The following is a 14,740-nucleotide window of genomic DNA, read 5'->3' on the forward strand; positions in this document are numbered from 1 at the left end:
GCTTTACAGGCAAAGAGACCGTTAAAGATATGAATCTTGTTAATATGAATGCAAGATACTATGCGCCAAGTCTTGGCAGGTTTATGGCGTATGATCCAGCGCCTCCTGAGGTTGATAATATCTTTAGCTTTAATCGTTATGCCTATGCGAATAACAATCCACTTAGATATATTGATCCGACAGGGCTTTGGTCAATCAGTGGCATGTTTAGTGGTGACACGGGACATGACATAGCTGATCACGCCAATAGTTTTTCCTCAGGCATGAATAAGGGCATTAGTGGTGGATTGGTTGATCAAAAATATAATCGTGATCATCAATTTACGCATATGGCTGGTGAAACCTTGGGCATGGTTGTCGGTATGGGCATCGGGACTACTGAAGCCCGCATAGCGACTGAAGCAGGAGGCTTAATTAAAAGTGCCATTACTGCAGTTATGAAAGAAAAGAACGTTGCAGGACAAGTTAATGCAACGCGCGGCAGTAAAGTTTTTACCACCTACACTAAAGTTAATCCTGCCACTGGCGAGACTTATGTTGGGCGTACCAGTGGTTATGGCGATATCGAAAGCATTATTGAACGCCGAGATGCTTACCATCATATGAATGCGAAGGGATTTCAAAGAGCACGAGTAGACGTCACATCGACCAATAAAGCCGCTATTCGTGGACGTGAACAGATGATGATTGAACACTATGGTGGTGCTAAAAGCATGGGAGGGACTTCTGGTAATGCGATTAACGGAATTAGTCGCTTTAATCCACGCAAGCAAAGTTATGTAGATGCTGCTAGAAATGAGTTTGGAGACGTGTAATGAAAAGACAGCGACGTAAAATTGGCAATGTATTAGAAATTAAAGTTAAAGATGACTTATATAGCTATGGGATTGAAATCAATGACAAAGGATATGTAGCATTCTTTGATTATTTTATTGACTCACCAGATAAATATAAACTAGATGATTTATTAAACTCACCGCTGATCTATAAGTTTTGCATATCACGGTTTTTAGTAACTAAAAGTTATTTTAAAATCGTAGAGAACGTTAATGTAGAAGATTATAATATTGATACAACATTAAAACCACGTTATATACATGACGCTTTAACAGGAAAATATCGTATTTATAATTGGCCGGATAAAGATATTCCGACCACTAAAGAATATATTATTGAACATAAACTTCAGTGTTTAGCTGTTTTTGATGGTGCAGAGCAAATTCAAGACTTATTATTATGTCTACACGAAAAAAGAGCATGCCAACAAATCTTTGAAGAACCATGGATTGATCCCTATAGTGACTTTAATTTAAAAGGTTGAAATTTACCCAGACTGACCCACAGCGCAAGTTCCGGAGCAATAGGCCATATACTGCGGCTTCGACTAACGCTCAGCCAATGCCAACTATAAACGTACCCTGAGCAGGGTCGAAGGGTGAGTTCAAGATCAATTGCAATGTGGCTTCGACTAACGCTCAGCCAACACTGCAGTAGGGTCGTATCGCATACGCCCTATGTCTTAACTCTTATCTTTTATCTTCTTTGATTTCAAGCTTCTTACCCGCTACCCACACTTTCTTTAAATGCTCAATAACATTCTTTGGTGTATCGCTCGGTAAATCAACGGTACTGAATTGATCAAATAATTTGATATGTCCTATATTACGGCTATTAATACCCGCTTCATTGGCAATTGCACCAACGATATTGCGCGGCTCAACACCATCACTACGACCCACCTCGATGCGATAAGTCGTCATATCCATATCTGGTGAGCGACGCGATCCTCTATCACGATCACCACGTCCGCCACGCTCGTCACGACGTTGTGAGAATCTGCTATCGCGATCATTTCTGCGACCATCACGATCACCACGTCCGCCACGCTCTGAGCGATCAAAACGATCAGATCTTTCTGACCTTCTTGACTCTTGAACCTGAATTTCTTTTACAAAAAGTTTTTTATCGCCTTGTGCTAAAAAGGCAAGTGCTGCCACCATATCATCAGCTTCGGCACCATACTCAGTCGCAAATTCTTGCATTAATTCTTTAAATTTACTTAAGTCTTTATGACGGATAATCTCAGCAGTTTCATGCTTAAAGCGAGCAACACGCTTTTCAGTAATTTCTTTAGCACTTGGTAATTGCATCTCTTCCAAAGTATGACGAATAACACGCTCAAGCATGCGTAATTGACGCAAATCTCTGGTGTAAATCAATGAAATTGCATCACCCTCACGTCCAGCACGCCCCGTGCGGCCAATACGGTGTACATAGGCTTCATTGTCTTGTGGTAAATCATAGTTAATGACGTGACTAATACGCTCGACATCCAAACCACGTGCCACAACATCTGTTGCCACAAGAATATTAATTTTAGACGCTTTTAACTGGTCAATTATATACTCACGTTGGTTTTGTTGCATATCACCATTAATCGCTGCAGCTAAGTGACCACGCGCTTTTAAGCCATCAGCTACTTCGATGGTTGATGTTTTGGTTTTAACAAACACCATTACACCATCGGTATCTTCAACTTCTAATACGCGATCAAGCGCATCTAATTTAGATAAACCTTTGACCACTAAAAAGCGTTGATGAATTGTCTTAGCAGTTGCTGCTTTTGTTTTGATCTGTACTTTGCATGGTTCACGTAGATATTCATTAACAATATCCAACACATCACGCGGCATAGTTGCTGAGAATAGCAAACGCTGACATGCTTCCGGCGTGTGTGACAACACCCATTTAACATCATCAATAAAGCCCATACGTAACATTTCATCCGCTTCGTCTAACACTAATGCTTTTAATGCGTCTAGCTTTAATGTGCCTTTACGCATATGATCCATTACACGACCTGCAGTTCCAACGACAACCTGCACGCCACGACGTAATGCCTGAATTTGACGACCATATTCTTGACCACCATAAATAGAAGCAACTTCAAGCTTGGCAATATTCTTAGAAAAAGATTCAAATGCTTCAGCCACCTGGATCGCAAGCTCACGTGTTGGGGTTAACACCAATACTTGCGGCATACGTTCGTTGCCAGATAGATCCATGTTATTTAAAAGTGGCAATGCAAATGCTGCGGTTTTACCGGTTCCAGTTTGCGCTTGCCCTAATACATCACGACCTTGCAATACAAAAGGAATCGTATTTGCTTGGATCGGTGTGGGTGTTTGGTAACCCATTGCTTCAATAGCTGACAATATCTTGCCGTTTAAGCCCAAATTATGAAAGCTTAATTCTTGAGATTCATTATTCTCGGTACTCATAGTGATTTAAAACCCAAAAGTTATGATACCCATCACTGCCCCTTCTGCGTTTTAAACGACTACAAACGATACGCGACGAGTATGTTGTTGATAAATTCAAGGCGCCATTGTACCTGAATAAACAAAAAGGTACAGAACTATTTAAAGTTAATTTGGTTAAAATAACATCAGATCTTTTAAGACGCTTACGTAACTCAAAAATGTACGCCACAACTATTGGTCACAATCAATGTTCTATGATACCCTTAGCCAAATTTTTTTGGCAACTTATTTTGCTCTATGACTGATCACTGGAATACGAAAGAAACGATTACACTACCTGCCGAGCTTGAGCACTGGCTATTTGATGTCAAACGCTTGGGTGTCACTTTGGCGCAGTCCATCCCTAATATTGGCTTAAAGTGCATCGATGAATATCATGCGCCGATGGATGATGATGAAGCTGAGCTTTTGAACTTAAATGAGCGTGCAAGTCGTATTCGCTTGATTAAACACCATCATCAAGATAACACTTATGTGTTTGGGCGGACGATTATCCCACAAAGCACTTATAAACGTTATCAAGATTGTTTTGATTCATTAGGTAATAATTCCATTGGTGAGCACTTTTTATTTAAAAACACGCATATCACACGTAGTGAGTTCTATGTCAAACACTGTTCATTTGATCTCTTGAAGCACAAACTTAACTTAAATGATACCTTTCCCGCCAATCCATTATGGGTACGCGCATCCATTTTCACACTGGATGCTGAGCATCAGTTATTAATTGAAGAGTTTTTTGTGCATATACCACCTGTTTAAACTTAAGCAATACCCATCGTAAATCATTTTGCGGTGTTTACTTGTAAAGTAGTTTGTGAAGATTTTGGCAAGTCGGATTGCAGGTAATAGCTAGGACTATTATCAAAATTCAACTTGCCAAAAGCACGCAAAATACAAAGCAAAAAATTCTGTAAAATGGTTTATGATGGGTATAAAACAAGTATACTTAACCTCTTACTATAAATAATACTAATACCACTATATATGAAAGCATATTTTTACTTGATGCGCCTGCATCGCCCAATTCCTATCTTAATCATTCTTTATCCCACTTTATGGGGGCTTTTTGCAGCAACCCCTGCGCTGCCTAGTTTCAAAGTGTTTATTATCTTTGTGCTTGGTGTGATTATCATGCGTACCGCTGGATGCATTTTTAATGACATTGCTGATCGCGATTTTGACGGTCAAGTCAAGCGCACTGCCACGCGCCCCATAGCAACAGGAGACATCACCGTTAAACAAGCTGTTTTCGTTGGTGTGTTATTACTTGTTATTGCTTTTATTCTTGTGTTACAGCTTAATCTTATGACTATTTTGCTATCGCTCATTGCTGTTATATTAGCGCTTAGCTATCCGCTTTTTAAACGCTTTTTTGCCGTCCCACAACTAGTGTTAGGCTTCGCCTTTAATTTTGGTATTATCATGGCTTATGCAGCCCAGATTAATCACATTCCTTTATCTGCTTGGATGCTCTATCTTGCCACCATTTTTTGGACAATCTCTTATGACACGATGTATGCGTTAGCTGACAAAGACTACGATCTAACACTTAACTTACACTCCTCTGCGATTACCTTTGGCAAACATAATCTTTTGATCATGAGTATTTTCCAGATACTAACCATTATTTGTCTTGCAGTCTTTGGCATGCTGCAACATTATAATACTGTCTTTTTCTTAGCCTTAGTCATCATTACCGTGTTATTCTTCTATCAGCATAAGACGTGGAAAAAAGGTGGCATTGCCCAATGCATTAAGGCATTTTCAGATAATCATTGGGTTGGTCTTGTTATTCTATTGGCAATTTTGATGCAGTAGCTATACTTTATACATTCAATGCACAAAAAGGATTTTACATGCGCTATTTAAGCATTCTACTTTTAGGATATGTTCAGTTTGGTTTTAGCTGTACTGATATTTTTATCAATAAAACCCCTTTTCATATCACGGCACGCACACTTGATTTTCCATTAAAGCTATATACTCAAAGCTTTGAAACTTATAGTTGGTATCAAAAGATATTTCAAACAGATATTAATCTCACCCACATCACTTCTCGTGCTTTTAGCTTTTATACTGGATATCTTGATGTTGAGAATACAACTAATCTCATTGCCAATCGCGATAAAGTCCCCGAAGGTAAACTTGCTCATTGGCAAAACAAATATGGTTTTTTCGGACGCTTAGGTTTTATTGGTTATACCTTAACCGATGGCATAAATACACAAGGTGTAAGTATCGCAGCGCTTTATTTACCAGGCAGCGTTTATCCCAAATACAATCCTCATGACCCGCGTCCAGCGCTTGGCATTTATGATTTATCCAACTTCATCTTGGGCATGGCATATTCAACCCGTGACGCATTAAAACTTATTATGCAATATCAACTCGTTGAATCAGCCATGTATGCCACCAGTGGTTTATATATCAAGGACATACCATTGCATATTGTCATTCGTGACAAAACAGGACATAGTGCCGTCATTGAGTTTATCGATGGCAAAACCATTATTTATGATCACGCCAAAGATGTACTCACTAACGCACCTGATTATGAATGGCAGATTAAAAATCTGACACACTATAACACTTTAAATGATAAAGACGCCAAAGCAAGCCTGCCATTTGCTCCTTTTATTCCTGACTATAAAACGGTTATTAAATATGCGCAACCTGAGGATGCCGGTCTTCTTGGTATGCCTGGAGATTACACATCCGTCTCACGCTTTGTACGCGCAAGCATTTTGACACGTGAATCGCCAACGCCACAAAACACAGATCAAGCGCTTTATCAAGCCAAGACAATTCTCTCAAGTGTGACCGTACCCTACTATGAGGCAACGGCAACCTTATGGCAATCAATTAAAGATCTTGATAATAAATGTATCTACTATCGTGATTTACTGTATTACGATCGTGATCGCATAAAACAAAACACCTTAAACAATGGTTTTGTTGAGTATGATCTAACAAAGATGGATTTTACGGCACATACACCAGAGCAATTAAATTCAGGACTAAAGATCACCCCCGTGGGTCAGATTTCAGGGGTATTATCCATTAATGATATTCCAGGATTAAATGATGCCAAAAATTTAGGATTTAACTAAAGCGTTAATGCTAGCTCAGTTGCCTCTTTAATTGCACGCTTCGCATCAACCTCTGCAGCAACATGTGCACCACCAATGATATGCACATTTTTAATGCCTTGATCTATTAAGCTATTGTATAACGATCTATCTGATTCTTGTCCGGCACAAATCACCACTTGATCAACATCAAGTAGCTTCTTCTCACCTTTAAGTGTGATATGCAAACCAGCATCATCAATTTTGTCATAGCTCACGCCACTTAACATCTTAACCTTTTGATGCTTCAAGGTGGTGCGATGAATCCAACCAGTTGTTTTACCTAGACGCTTGCCGAGTCTTTCATCTTTGCGTTGCAATAGATAAACTTCCGCTTCCGGCACAGGCTCATGCGGTTTGGTCAAACCACCGCGATGCGCCAACGTCACATCAACTCCCCATTCGTGATAATAGTCTTCCGTATTCTCACCAATTTTTTTACCGGCAAACACCAGAAAAACAGAGACATCAAAGCCAATGCCACCGGCACCAATAACTGCGACCTTTTTACCAGCTGCCACTTCACCATTTAACAGCTGCATATAGTTAATAACCATTGGATGATCAATTCCATCGATCTTAGGAATCCGAGGCATAACACCTGACGCAATCACAATCTCATCATAGTTTAGTGATTTTAAATCCGCTGCATTGACCTTGGTATTAAGCTTAACATTGACCTCATTCGCATTTAACTGATACTCAAAATAACGCAACGCTTCAGAGAACTCCTCTTTACCCGGCGTTTTTGCACTTAATTTAAATTGGCCTCCGACCTTAGCAGATGCTTCATAGAGATCAACTTGATGCCCACGTTTGGCAAGCTCAATTGCCGCCGTACATCCAGCGGGTCCCGCGCCAATCACAGCAATGCTCTTTTTGTCTGTTGCAAGCTTTGGTTGCATGACACTTTCATTACAGGCATAAGGATTGACCAAGCAAGAAGCTTGTTTGCCAACAAAGACATGATCTAAACAAGCTTGATTACACGCGATACAGGTATTAATCGCTTGGGATTGGTTATTTTGTGCTTTTTTGACAAAATCAGGGTCAGCCAATAATGGACGCGCCATCGAAATAAGATCTGCCTTTTGCTTTTGTAAAATATCCTCAGCCACTTCAGGTGTGTTAATACGGTTAACGCAAACGATAGGGATATTAACATGCTTACGGATTTCCTCGGTAATCGGCACAAAAGCGGCACGTGGCACTTGCGTGCTAATCGTTGGGATACGCGCTTCATGCCAGCCAATACCTGAGTTGATAATCGTGACACCCGCCTTTTCCAAGGCTTTAGCTAAAGTGACAACCTCATCAAAACTGCTACCCTTTTCAACCAGATCAAGCATCGATAAACGAAACATAATAATAAAGTCTTCACCGACTTTCTGGCGTGTTGCTTTAATGATTTCAAGCGGCAAACGCATTCTATTCTCAAAGTTGCCCCCCCCATTTATCTTTACGTTTATTGGTATGCTCAACGAGAAATTGATTGATTAAATACCCCTCAGATCCCATGATCTCAACACCATCATAACCTGCCTCTTTAGCAAGTTTAGCCGCACGAGCGAAGTGTTTAATCGTGCGCTTAATACCACAGTTACTTAATGCTCTGGGTTTAAATTTATTCATCGGCGCTTTAAGTTTTGAAGCACTGACACACAAAGGATGATATCCATAGCGTCCAGCGTGTAAAATCTGCATCAAAATCTTGCCATCTGCTTTGTGAACCGCCTCAGTCACTAACCGATGTTTTCTAACTTCCTTTTGATTGGTTAACTTAATCGCAAAGGGGTAAAGCCACCCTGAGATATTAGGTGCCACACCTCCTGTGACAATTAAACCAACACCACCTTCAGCGCGCTTTTGATAGAAATAAGCCAAACGCTCAAACCCACCTTTTTGCTCCTCAAGACCAGTGTGCATCGACCCCATTACCACGCGATTTTTTAACGTCGTAAAGCCCAAGTCCAAAGGTTCTGATAATAATGGATAAGGATTTTTTTGATCCGTCATAACAATATAAACTCCTCTTTTACTTTTCTCTAAGGTTAGAAAAGAATTATGAATTCAGTAAACAGCATTTCTTATATTTTTTACCACTCCCACAAGGGCAAGGGTCATTTCTGCCTGCTTTCTTTTTGCTTCTTTCTTTATTTGAGAATAATAATTGGTCATTAGAATGATTAGAAACACTCGATTCATGAAACATCGCCCATGTACCAAAAGTTGATTTTATGTCATCAATAAAATGATAGGGTGAGGTTCTACAATCATCTGCCTTATTTTTAATTTTATCCACGGAGCTTCTAATAGATTCAAGACCATAATGATCAATATCAATTTTGTTTTGTATAATTAACTCTTGCAGCTTATTTAACAAATGAAGTGAATCACTTTCTAAAATACAGCTACCTACGGATGTTACCATCTCTTTTTGCTCTTTTGCTATATTGCTATATTTGTAATTCAAATAGTAATCTAGTTTATTCTCAAAAGTTGATTGCTCAATTTTGCCCATAACTTTTAAGGTGACAATAGAATGTATCGCAGCACTACGTGCATAAAAATAAGCATCACTATCTTTGATTAATTTATCTAGTATTGAAAGGTCACCATTATAAGTTGAAGCTATTATATTTTTAAGATCATAACTTGTTATCAAATCACCCAATAATTCATTATCTCTATCTAATTGCATTATCTTAATAATTTTTGGATACGCTCGCTGATCCCTAAAAATGCTAAGCAAATAAAATGCATACATAAACAAGGTGGTGTCGTATTTATCTATACCTTTATTAGCAATTAAGTCATCAAGACAACCAAGCAACATTGGTGAGATGTCATCTTTATAATGAATTGCAGCAGCTAACTCTGTTTCAGGGAAATAGGTATATCCAATTTCATTAAGCTTTTTATACACTGTAGCTGCATTTGGGTAATTGTTTAAATCATCTGCTGTTGCCGCTCTTAGTTTTTTACTCCTGATTTTTTTTGATTCAAGTTTGTTTTTCTCGACATCTATCCCTGATTTTTTGATGAATGAAGACATTATTTCTGATATTTCCTCCTCATCGGCAGGTCTGTTTGCCTTATATTTCCCTCTACTAGCAGAGCCTAATAAATTAGGTAATCTAAGACCATTTTTAAGTGTTTTTCTATCGCTCCAGAGTTTTTTATTATTCAAATTCTTTTGAAATTCATCCTGAGAATCAATAATCACTCTTAATATATTATCTTGATTGGTGGTTACACGTTGGGCATCTAACCATTTTATAAATACTACCAATACATTGGTAAGGCATTCTAATTTCAGGTCATTTTCAACAATCCAATATCTTGGGACATGACTACATAGGAAATATTTTAATTTCTTTTCATCCCAAAAGTTTGGTTTATTAAGATATAGTCTATACATCCACCAAAAAGAATCCCTTACTAAAATTCTTATGTCATCATTATCTAACTCAGATAACTCGTCTGGCTTCTTTACCAGAAACTCATCTAGATAATAGTCGCTCCAACTGTCTATATCTTTGATTGTCTGAGATGAGTACCACTCATCTTGAATTTCAAAATTATATCTTATTTCTACTGCATCACTCATTGCTTTAAATCCTAATGTTCTACATTCTTAAACTCTGGCACCACATAATCAAATGCATATGCCTTAATATCGTGCATTAGTAGCATGTACAACTTGAAATAACAACGCCTTGTTGCAAACTGCTTACTATCTTTGGTTGTATTAACCTCATGCAGTACCTCATCGTTTTTAATAGCTCTCATTACAAGTGAATAGCTACCACCCGTGTTTTGAGCGACTTTTTCATCTTGTCTAAGTTGAACTTATTCACGGCTTCACAAGTTTTTGATAGAAATAAGCCAAACGCTCAAACCCACCTTTTTGTTCTTCAAGACCGGTGTGCATCGACCCCATTACCTCGCGATTTTTTAACATCGTAAAGCCTAAATCCAAAGGTTCTGATAATAATGGGTAAGGATTTTTTTGATCCGTCATAATAATTAAACTCCTTTATGATTGATTGCCTCAAAGTGCTCTCTTAACGTTTTACCACCAACAGTAATCCCTTCAAGTGCGACTTTTGTTTCCTTAAGCGTCAGCGTATTTCCTTCAATTGCGTTAGAGTGATACGTCCAGTTTAGAATAAGATTTTCATGTAAATTATGAACAACCTCTTTTGGCAAAGGACGATATGCATCAAGCTTTTGCTTCATTAAAGTATATTTGCTAAAGTCCATGGTTAATCTCTGTGATACTTTGCTTTAACATACTGATCAACGATCACCATAAATTCTTTAGCAATATGCTCGCCTCTTAATGTATGCTTTTTCTGTCCGTCGATAAACACCGGGGCAACAGGTGCCTCACCTGTGCCTGGCAGGCTAATACCGATATTGGCATGCTTACTCTCACCAGGACCATTTACCACACAACCCATTACCGCAACTTTCATGTTTTCAACACCGATATATTGATGTTTCCACATGGGCATTTGCTCACTGAGATAGTTTTGAATATCATTGGCAAGCTCACGGAAAAAACTACTGGTTGTCCGCCCACATCCAGGGCATGAGGAAACCGTTGGCGTGAACGCTCTTAAGCCCATCGTTTGCAAGATCTCACGACAGACTTTCACCTCATTGGTGCGTGGCGCACCTGGCTCTGGTGTTAAGGATACGCGAATCGTATCACCTATGCCTTGCTGTAATAGATAGCCAAGACTCACGCTACTGGCAACAATGCCTTTAATCCCCATCCCTGCTTCAGTTAACCCTAAATGCAAAGGATACGGGCATTCACGTGCAAGCTTTTGGTAAACTTCAATCAAATCCTGAACATCACTGACCTTGCATGATACAATGATTTTATCAGCCTTAAGTCCCAGACGCTCAGCGTATTCTGCACTTGATAAAGCCGACTCAATCAGCGCTTTATGCATAATCTCACGCGCGGATAACGGTACCGTCAGCTGACTATTCTCATCCATTAGCTTTGCCAGTAGCGCTTGATCTAAGCTACCCCAATTGACACCAATACGCACTGGTTTATCATATTCAATCGCCTTTTGCACAATCTCAGCAAATTGTGTGTCCTTTTTGCGACCAAAGCCAACATTGCCTGGATTAATACGATATTTATCCAGTGCTTTAGCACATTCTGGAAAGTCTGCTAATAATCTGTGACCATTGTAGTGAAAGTCGCCAACTAAAGGCACATCACAGTCCTTTTGTAATAAGCGCTTTTTAATCTCAGGGACGGCTTTAGCTGCTTCTTCATCATTCACCGTAATGCGCACAAGCTCACTACCCGCGCGATGAAGTGCTAAAACTTGTGACACTGTTTTTTCAATATCGGCAGTCGCTGTATCCGTCATCGATTGCACGACAACTGGAGCACCGCCACCGATTGTGATATTCCCTACTTTTACCGCAATAGACTTATGCATAGTATGGCTATAGTCCTAATTTGTGTTCGATTAATTTCTCAAGTTTCACCGTATCAATGGCAAACTTACGAATACCTTCGGCTAATTTCTCTGTTGCCATTGGGCTTTCATTCATTGCCCATCTAAAATCACCTTCTGTTAATTTACGATCTGGCTGACTGGTTTTCTCAATCTCAACTAACTGCCTATTTAACGTATTATCATCCTGCTGTAACTGCTGTAATAAGTTTGGCGCAATCGTCAATGCATCACATCCTGCTAAGGCTTCCACTTGTCCCACATGGCGGAAACTTGCCCCCATCACAATTGTTTGATAACCATAACGCTTGTAATGCTGATAAATTTCTTTAACCGATAACACGCCGTTATCTTCACTGACATCAGGGAAGTTTGTTGCACCTTGCTCTTTCATATACCAGTCAGTAATGCGCCCAACAAAAGGTGAAATCAAAAAGACTTTAGCCTGAGCACAGGCGATGGCTTGGGCAATACTAAACATCAAAGTTAAATTACAGTTCACCCCCTCTTTTTCAAGCACTTCAGCGGCTTTAATCCCTTCCCAAGTTGATGCAATCTTGATAAGCACACGCGATTTATCAACACCGGCTTCTTGGTATTTATGAATTAAACGACGCGCGTAATCAATCGTCGCCTCTGTATCAAACGATAAACGCGCATCAACTTCAGTGGAAACACGTCCAGGAATCACCTTTAAAATCTCAACACCGAAACTTACTGCCATATCAAGCATTGCCTCATCAACGCGTGATTTACCACTTAAGTGTGCACTTTTTGCTAGCGCTTGATCAATCACATAATTGTATGCAGGCATTTTAGCTGCATTTAATAACAAGCTTGGGTTAGTTGTCGCATCAACGGGTTGGTAGGCTTCGATTTGCGCGAAATCACCGGTATCGGCAACCACTTTGGTCATTTGTTTTAACTGTTCTAATTTATTCATCTTGTTTTCCACTTTCATTTTTTTCTTTTATCTATTTGACTGTGCCATAGCATATAGTTGATTAGCTTCACGCTCAAGCTTTACGCCCAGCAATCTAGCAATATAACACTTCTTGTATATCCGCATAGCCCTCAAGACACATTAAAAGGCGATCCAAGCCTAAAGCAACGCCTGAGCACTCTGGTATGTGATCAAGACAAGCTAATAAGCCTTGATCAATAGGAACTGCTGCTTTACCAAGGCTTTGACGCAAATGTAAATCATGCTGAAAACGCTTGGCTTGTTCAATGGCACTTGTTAACTCATAATAACCATTGGCTAACTCAACGCCTTGATAAAAAAGCTCAAAACGCTTGGCAACCATTTGCCCACTACTATCTGGCATCACGCGCGCCAAGGCAGCTTGCACTTGTGGGTAATCATAGACAAACACAAATTGATGCGCTTTCAGTTTAGGCTCAATGACATGGGTGAATAATACATCTAAGCACTCAATGATATTTGGACTGGCTAAACCTTGAATATTGCCCACATGCCGAGAAAGCGCTTTTTGCAAAGAGCTCAAGTCTGCCGTATGTGGATTTATGCCTATCAACTGCTCAAATAACGCTTTATAGCTAAAATACTCAATGGATGCTTGAGGCTTCAATATAAGTAACATTTGTGCAATTTCCTCACGCAATGCCATATCATCCAATCCCACACGATACCATTCAAGCATCGTAAATTCATGGTTGTGATATTGCGCTTTAGGATCATCACGAAATGCTTTACAGATCTGATAAATACTGCCTGAACCCTGTGCTAATAATCGCTTCATCGCATATTCCGGTGAGGTTTGCAAAAAGCGTATGCCTGACTGGGTATCAATAGCAAAAGCATCGATATAGGGATCACTCACAGGATATGGGTAAGACAAAGGAGTATCGACTTCTAATACATCTCTTTTGGCAAAAAACTTGCGGATTTTTGTAATATATTCAGCACGCTGAATCAGTGCGCTATTTGATGGCAGCATAATCTAGATCATCTATATAAAGTGCCAATATTCTAACAAACAAATATGATGAAAATAACTGTTATTAGGTTTTGTGAACCAATTTTTATAATCACCAATGAAGGTGTATAAAGAAGTGTTATTGACTCACTGGTCAAACCAGTGGTTTACCTAATCAAGAGTTAGCACCACCCCGCTCAAGCTCCAACAACTTCGCCTTATTATCCAATCCCCCACCAAAGCCGATTAAACTGCCATTGCTGCCGATGACTCGGTGGCATGGAACAATAATTGAAATCGGGTTTAAACCATTGGCAAGTCCAACAGCGCGTGCTTTGTTTTTATTACCTAAACGGCTTGCTTGCTCACCATAGCTGATGGTTTTGCCATAAGGGATATTACGAAGCTCTTGCCAGACACTTAGCTGAAAGTCCGTGCCATGTGGGCATAATGGGATATCAAATACTTGACGCTTACCTTTGAAGTATTCAGACAATTGAGTTTTTGCTTTAACAATTATCGGATGATTAACATCTTGCTTAAATGATTGAATACCCATCTGAAAAGCTTCTAACTGTGCTTCATGTTCCCAAAAGACATGATGAAGTCCTTTATTTGATGCAAATAAAATAAGCTCGCCAATGGGTGAATTCAGCCTATCATAGACGGTTTGATCAGGTAGAAGTTTGAAAAATTTCTGAATTCTTTTCATGGTTTTCCCTTTCGTTTTACTATGTAATGAATCAAGAATAAGTTGAGCTTTAATATTCCCTCACCCGTGCAGCTTATGCTGCATGAGCAATCCCTCAAGGGGAGAGGTACTAGCTGATGCAACCTATTCATACATCATTACT

At 39.5% G+C, this 14,740-nt stretch carries 16 protein-coding genes; 5 read left to right on the forward strand and 11 right to left on the reverse strand.

Annotation, left to right across the window (positions count from 1 at the left end):
- Both DNJ75_RS06805 and DNJ75_RS06810 read left to right on the forward strand, forming a co-directional pair.
- Positions 1-815: RHS repeat-associated core domain-containing protein (locus DNJ75_RS06805; protein ID WP_157968246.1), on the forward strand; the 815-nt coding region annotated here is incomplete at its 5' end.
- Positions 815-1,321, forward strand: a complete 507-nt coding sequence (locus tag DNJ75_RS06810; RefSeq protein ID WP_117002582.1) for an Imm26 family immunity protein — start codon at positions 815-817, stop codon at positions 1,319-1,321. The genes DNJ75_RS06805 and DNJ75_RS06810, both read left to right, overlap by 1 nt.
- Before the next feature lie 205 nt (positions 1,322-1,526).
- On the opposite strand, the gene DNJ75_RS06815 is transcribed toward DNJ75_RS06810, so the two are convergent.
- Positions 1,527-3,281 (reverse strand): DEAD/DEAH box helicase, encoded by a 1,755-nt coding sequence (locus DNJ75_RS06815; protein ID WP_117002584.1) that lies wholly within the window; start codon positions 3,279-3,281, stop codon positions 1,527-1,529.
- A 279-nt stretch (positions 3,282-3,560) separates the two neighbouring features.
- Here DNJ75_RS06815 and DNJ75_RS06820 point away from each other — a divergent pair, with 279 nt between their 5' ends.
- The 3 genes from DNJ75_RS06820 (at position 3,561) to DNJ75_RS06830 (ending at position 6,436) form a co-directional block, all read left to right on the forward strand.
- Positions 3,561-4,085, forward strand: a complete 525-nt coding sequence (locus DNJ75_RS06820) for a chorismate--pyruvate lyase family protein (protein WP_117002587.1) — start codon at positions 3,561-3,563, stop codon at positions 4,083-4,085.
- A gap of 225 nt (positions 4,086-4,310) precedes the next feature.
- Entirely contained in the window at positions 4,311-5,144 is an 834-nt protein-coding gene (gene ubiA / locus DNJ75_RS06825) for a 4-hydroxybenzoate octaprenyltransferase (protein ID WP_117002589.1), read from the forward strand.
- Between the two features lie 38 nt (positions 5,145-5,182).
- Positions 5,183-6,436 (forward strand): linear amide C-N hydrolase, encoded by a 1,254-nt coding sequence (locus DNJ75_RS06830; RefSeq protein ID WP_117002592.1) that lies wholly within the window; start codon positions 5,183-5,185, stop codon positions 6,434-6,436.
- On the opposite strand, the gene DNJ75_RS06835 is transcribed toward DNJ75_RS06830, so the two are convergent.
- The 10 genes from DNJ75_RS06835 to DNJ75_RS06870 all read right to left on the reverse strand — a co-directional run bounded on the left by DNJ75_RS06835 (position 6,433) and on the right by DNJ75_RS06870 (position 14,598).
- Entirely contained in the window at positions 6,433-7,881 is a 1,449-nt protein-coding gene (locus DNJ75_RS06835) for an FAD-dependent oxidoreductase (RefSeq protein WP_117002595.1), read from the reverse strand. The genes DNJ75_RS06830 and DNJ75_RS06835 overlap by 4 nt on opposite strands.
- A gap of 7 nt (positions 7,882-7,888) precedes the next feature.
- On the reverse strand, positions 7,889-8,470 hold the full coding sequence (locus DNJ75_RS15810) for an oxidoreductase (protein WP_117002597.1): 582 nt from the start codon (positions 8,468-8,470) through the stop codon (positions 7,889-7,891).
- A 46-nt stretch (positions 8,471-8,516) separates the two neighbouring features.
- Complete coding sequence (locus DNJ75_RS06845; RefSeq protein ID WP_117002702.1) at positions 8,517-10,064, reverse strand: DUF1186 domain-containing protein; 1,548 nt, start codon at positions 10,062-10,064, stop codon at positions 8,517-8,519.
- A gap of 11 nt (positions 10,065-10,075) precedes the next feature.
- Complete coding sequence (locus DNJ75_RS15335) at positions 10,076-10,246, reverse strand: hypothetical protein (RefSeq protein ID WP_157968247.1); 171 nt, start codon at positions 10,244-10,246, stop codon at positions 10,076-10,078.
- A 64-nt stretch (positions 10,247-10,310) separates the two neighbouring features.
- Positions 10,311-10,478: a hypothetical protein gene (locus DNJ75_RS15340; protein ID WP_157968248.1), complete on the reverse strand. Its 168-nt coding sequence runs from the start codon at positions 10,476-10,478 to the stop codon at positions 10,311-10,313.
- A gap of 5 nt (positions 10,479-10,483) precedes the next feature.
- Positions 10,484-10,720, reverse strand: a complete 237-nt coding sequence (locus DNJ75_RS06850) for a Fic family protein (protein WP_206609097.1) — start codon at positions 10,718-10,720, stop codon at positions 10,484-10,486.
- Between the two features lie 2 nt (positions 10,721-10,722).
- A complete protein-coding gene (ispG, locus tag DNJ75_RS06855) occupies positions 10,723-11,928 on the reverse strand; it encodes a flavodoxin-dependent (E)-4-hydroxy-3-methylbut-2-enyl-diphosphate synthase (protein ID WP_117002599.1) in 1,206 nt (401 codons plus the stop codon).
- 7 nt (positions 11,929-11,935) lie between these two features.
- On the reverse strand, positions 11,936-12,889 hold the full coding sequence (gene tal / locus DNJ75_RS06860) for a transaldolase (RefSeq protein ID WP_117002602.1): 954 nt from the start codon (positions 12,887-12,889) through the stop codon (positions 11,936-11,938).
- A gap of 94 nt (positions 12,890-12,983) precedes the next feature.
- Positions 12,984-13,907 (reverse strand): EF-P lysine aminoacylase EpmA, encoded by a 924-nt coding sequence (gene epmA, locus DNJ75_RS06865; RefSeq protein ID WP_117002604.1) that lies wholly within the window; start codon positions 13,905-13,907, stop codon positions 12,984-12,986.
- Positions 13,908-14,061: 154 nt separating this feature from the next.
- Positions 14,062-14,598: a methylated-DNA--[protein]-cysteine S-methyltransferase gene (locus tag DNJ75_RS06870; RefSeq protein WP_117002606.1), complete on the reverse strand. Its 537-nt coding sequence runs from the start codon at positions 14,596-14,598 to the stop codon at positions 14,062-14,064.
- Positions 14,599-14,740: the final 142 nt, after the last annotated feature.

Origin of the sequence: Cysteiniphilum litorale (assembly GCF_003428165.1) — a bacterium.
Classification (GTDB): Bacteria; Pseudomonadota; Gammaproteobacteria; order Francisellales; family Francisellaceae; genus Caedibacter; species Caedibacter litoralis.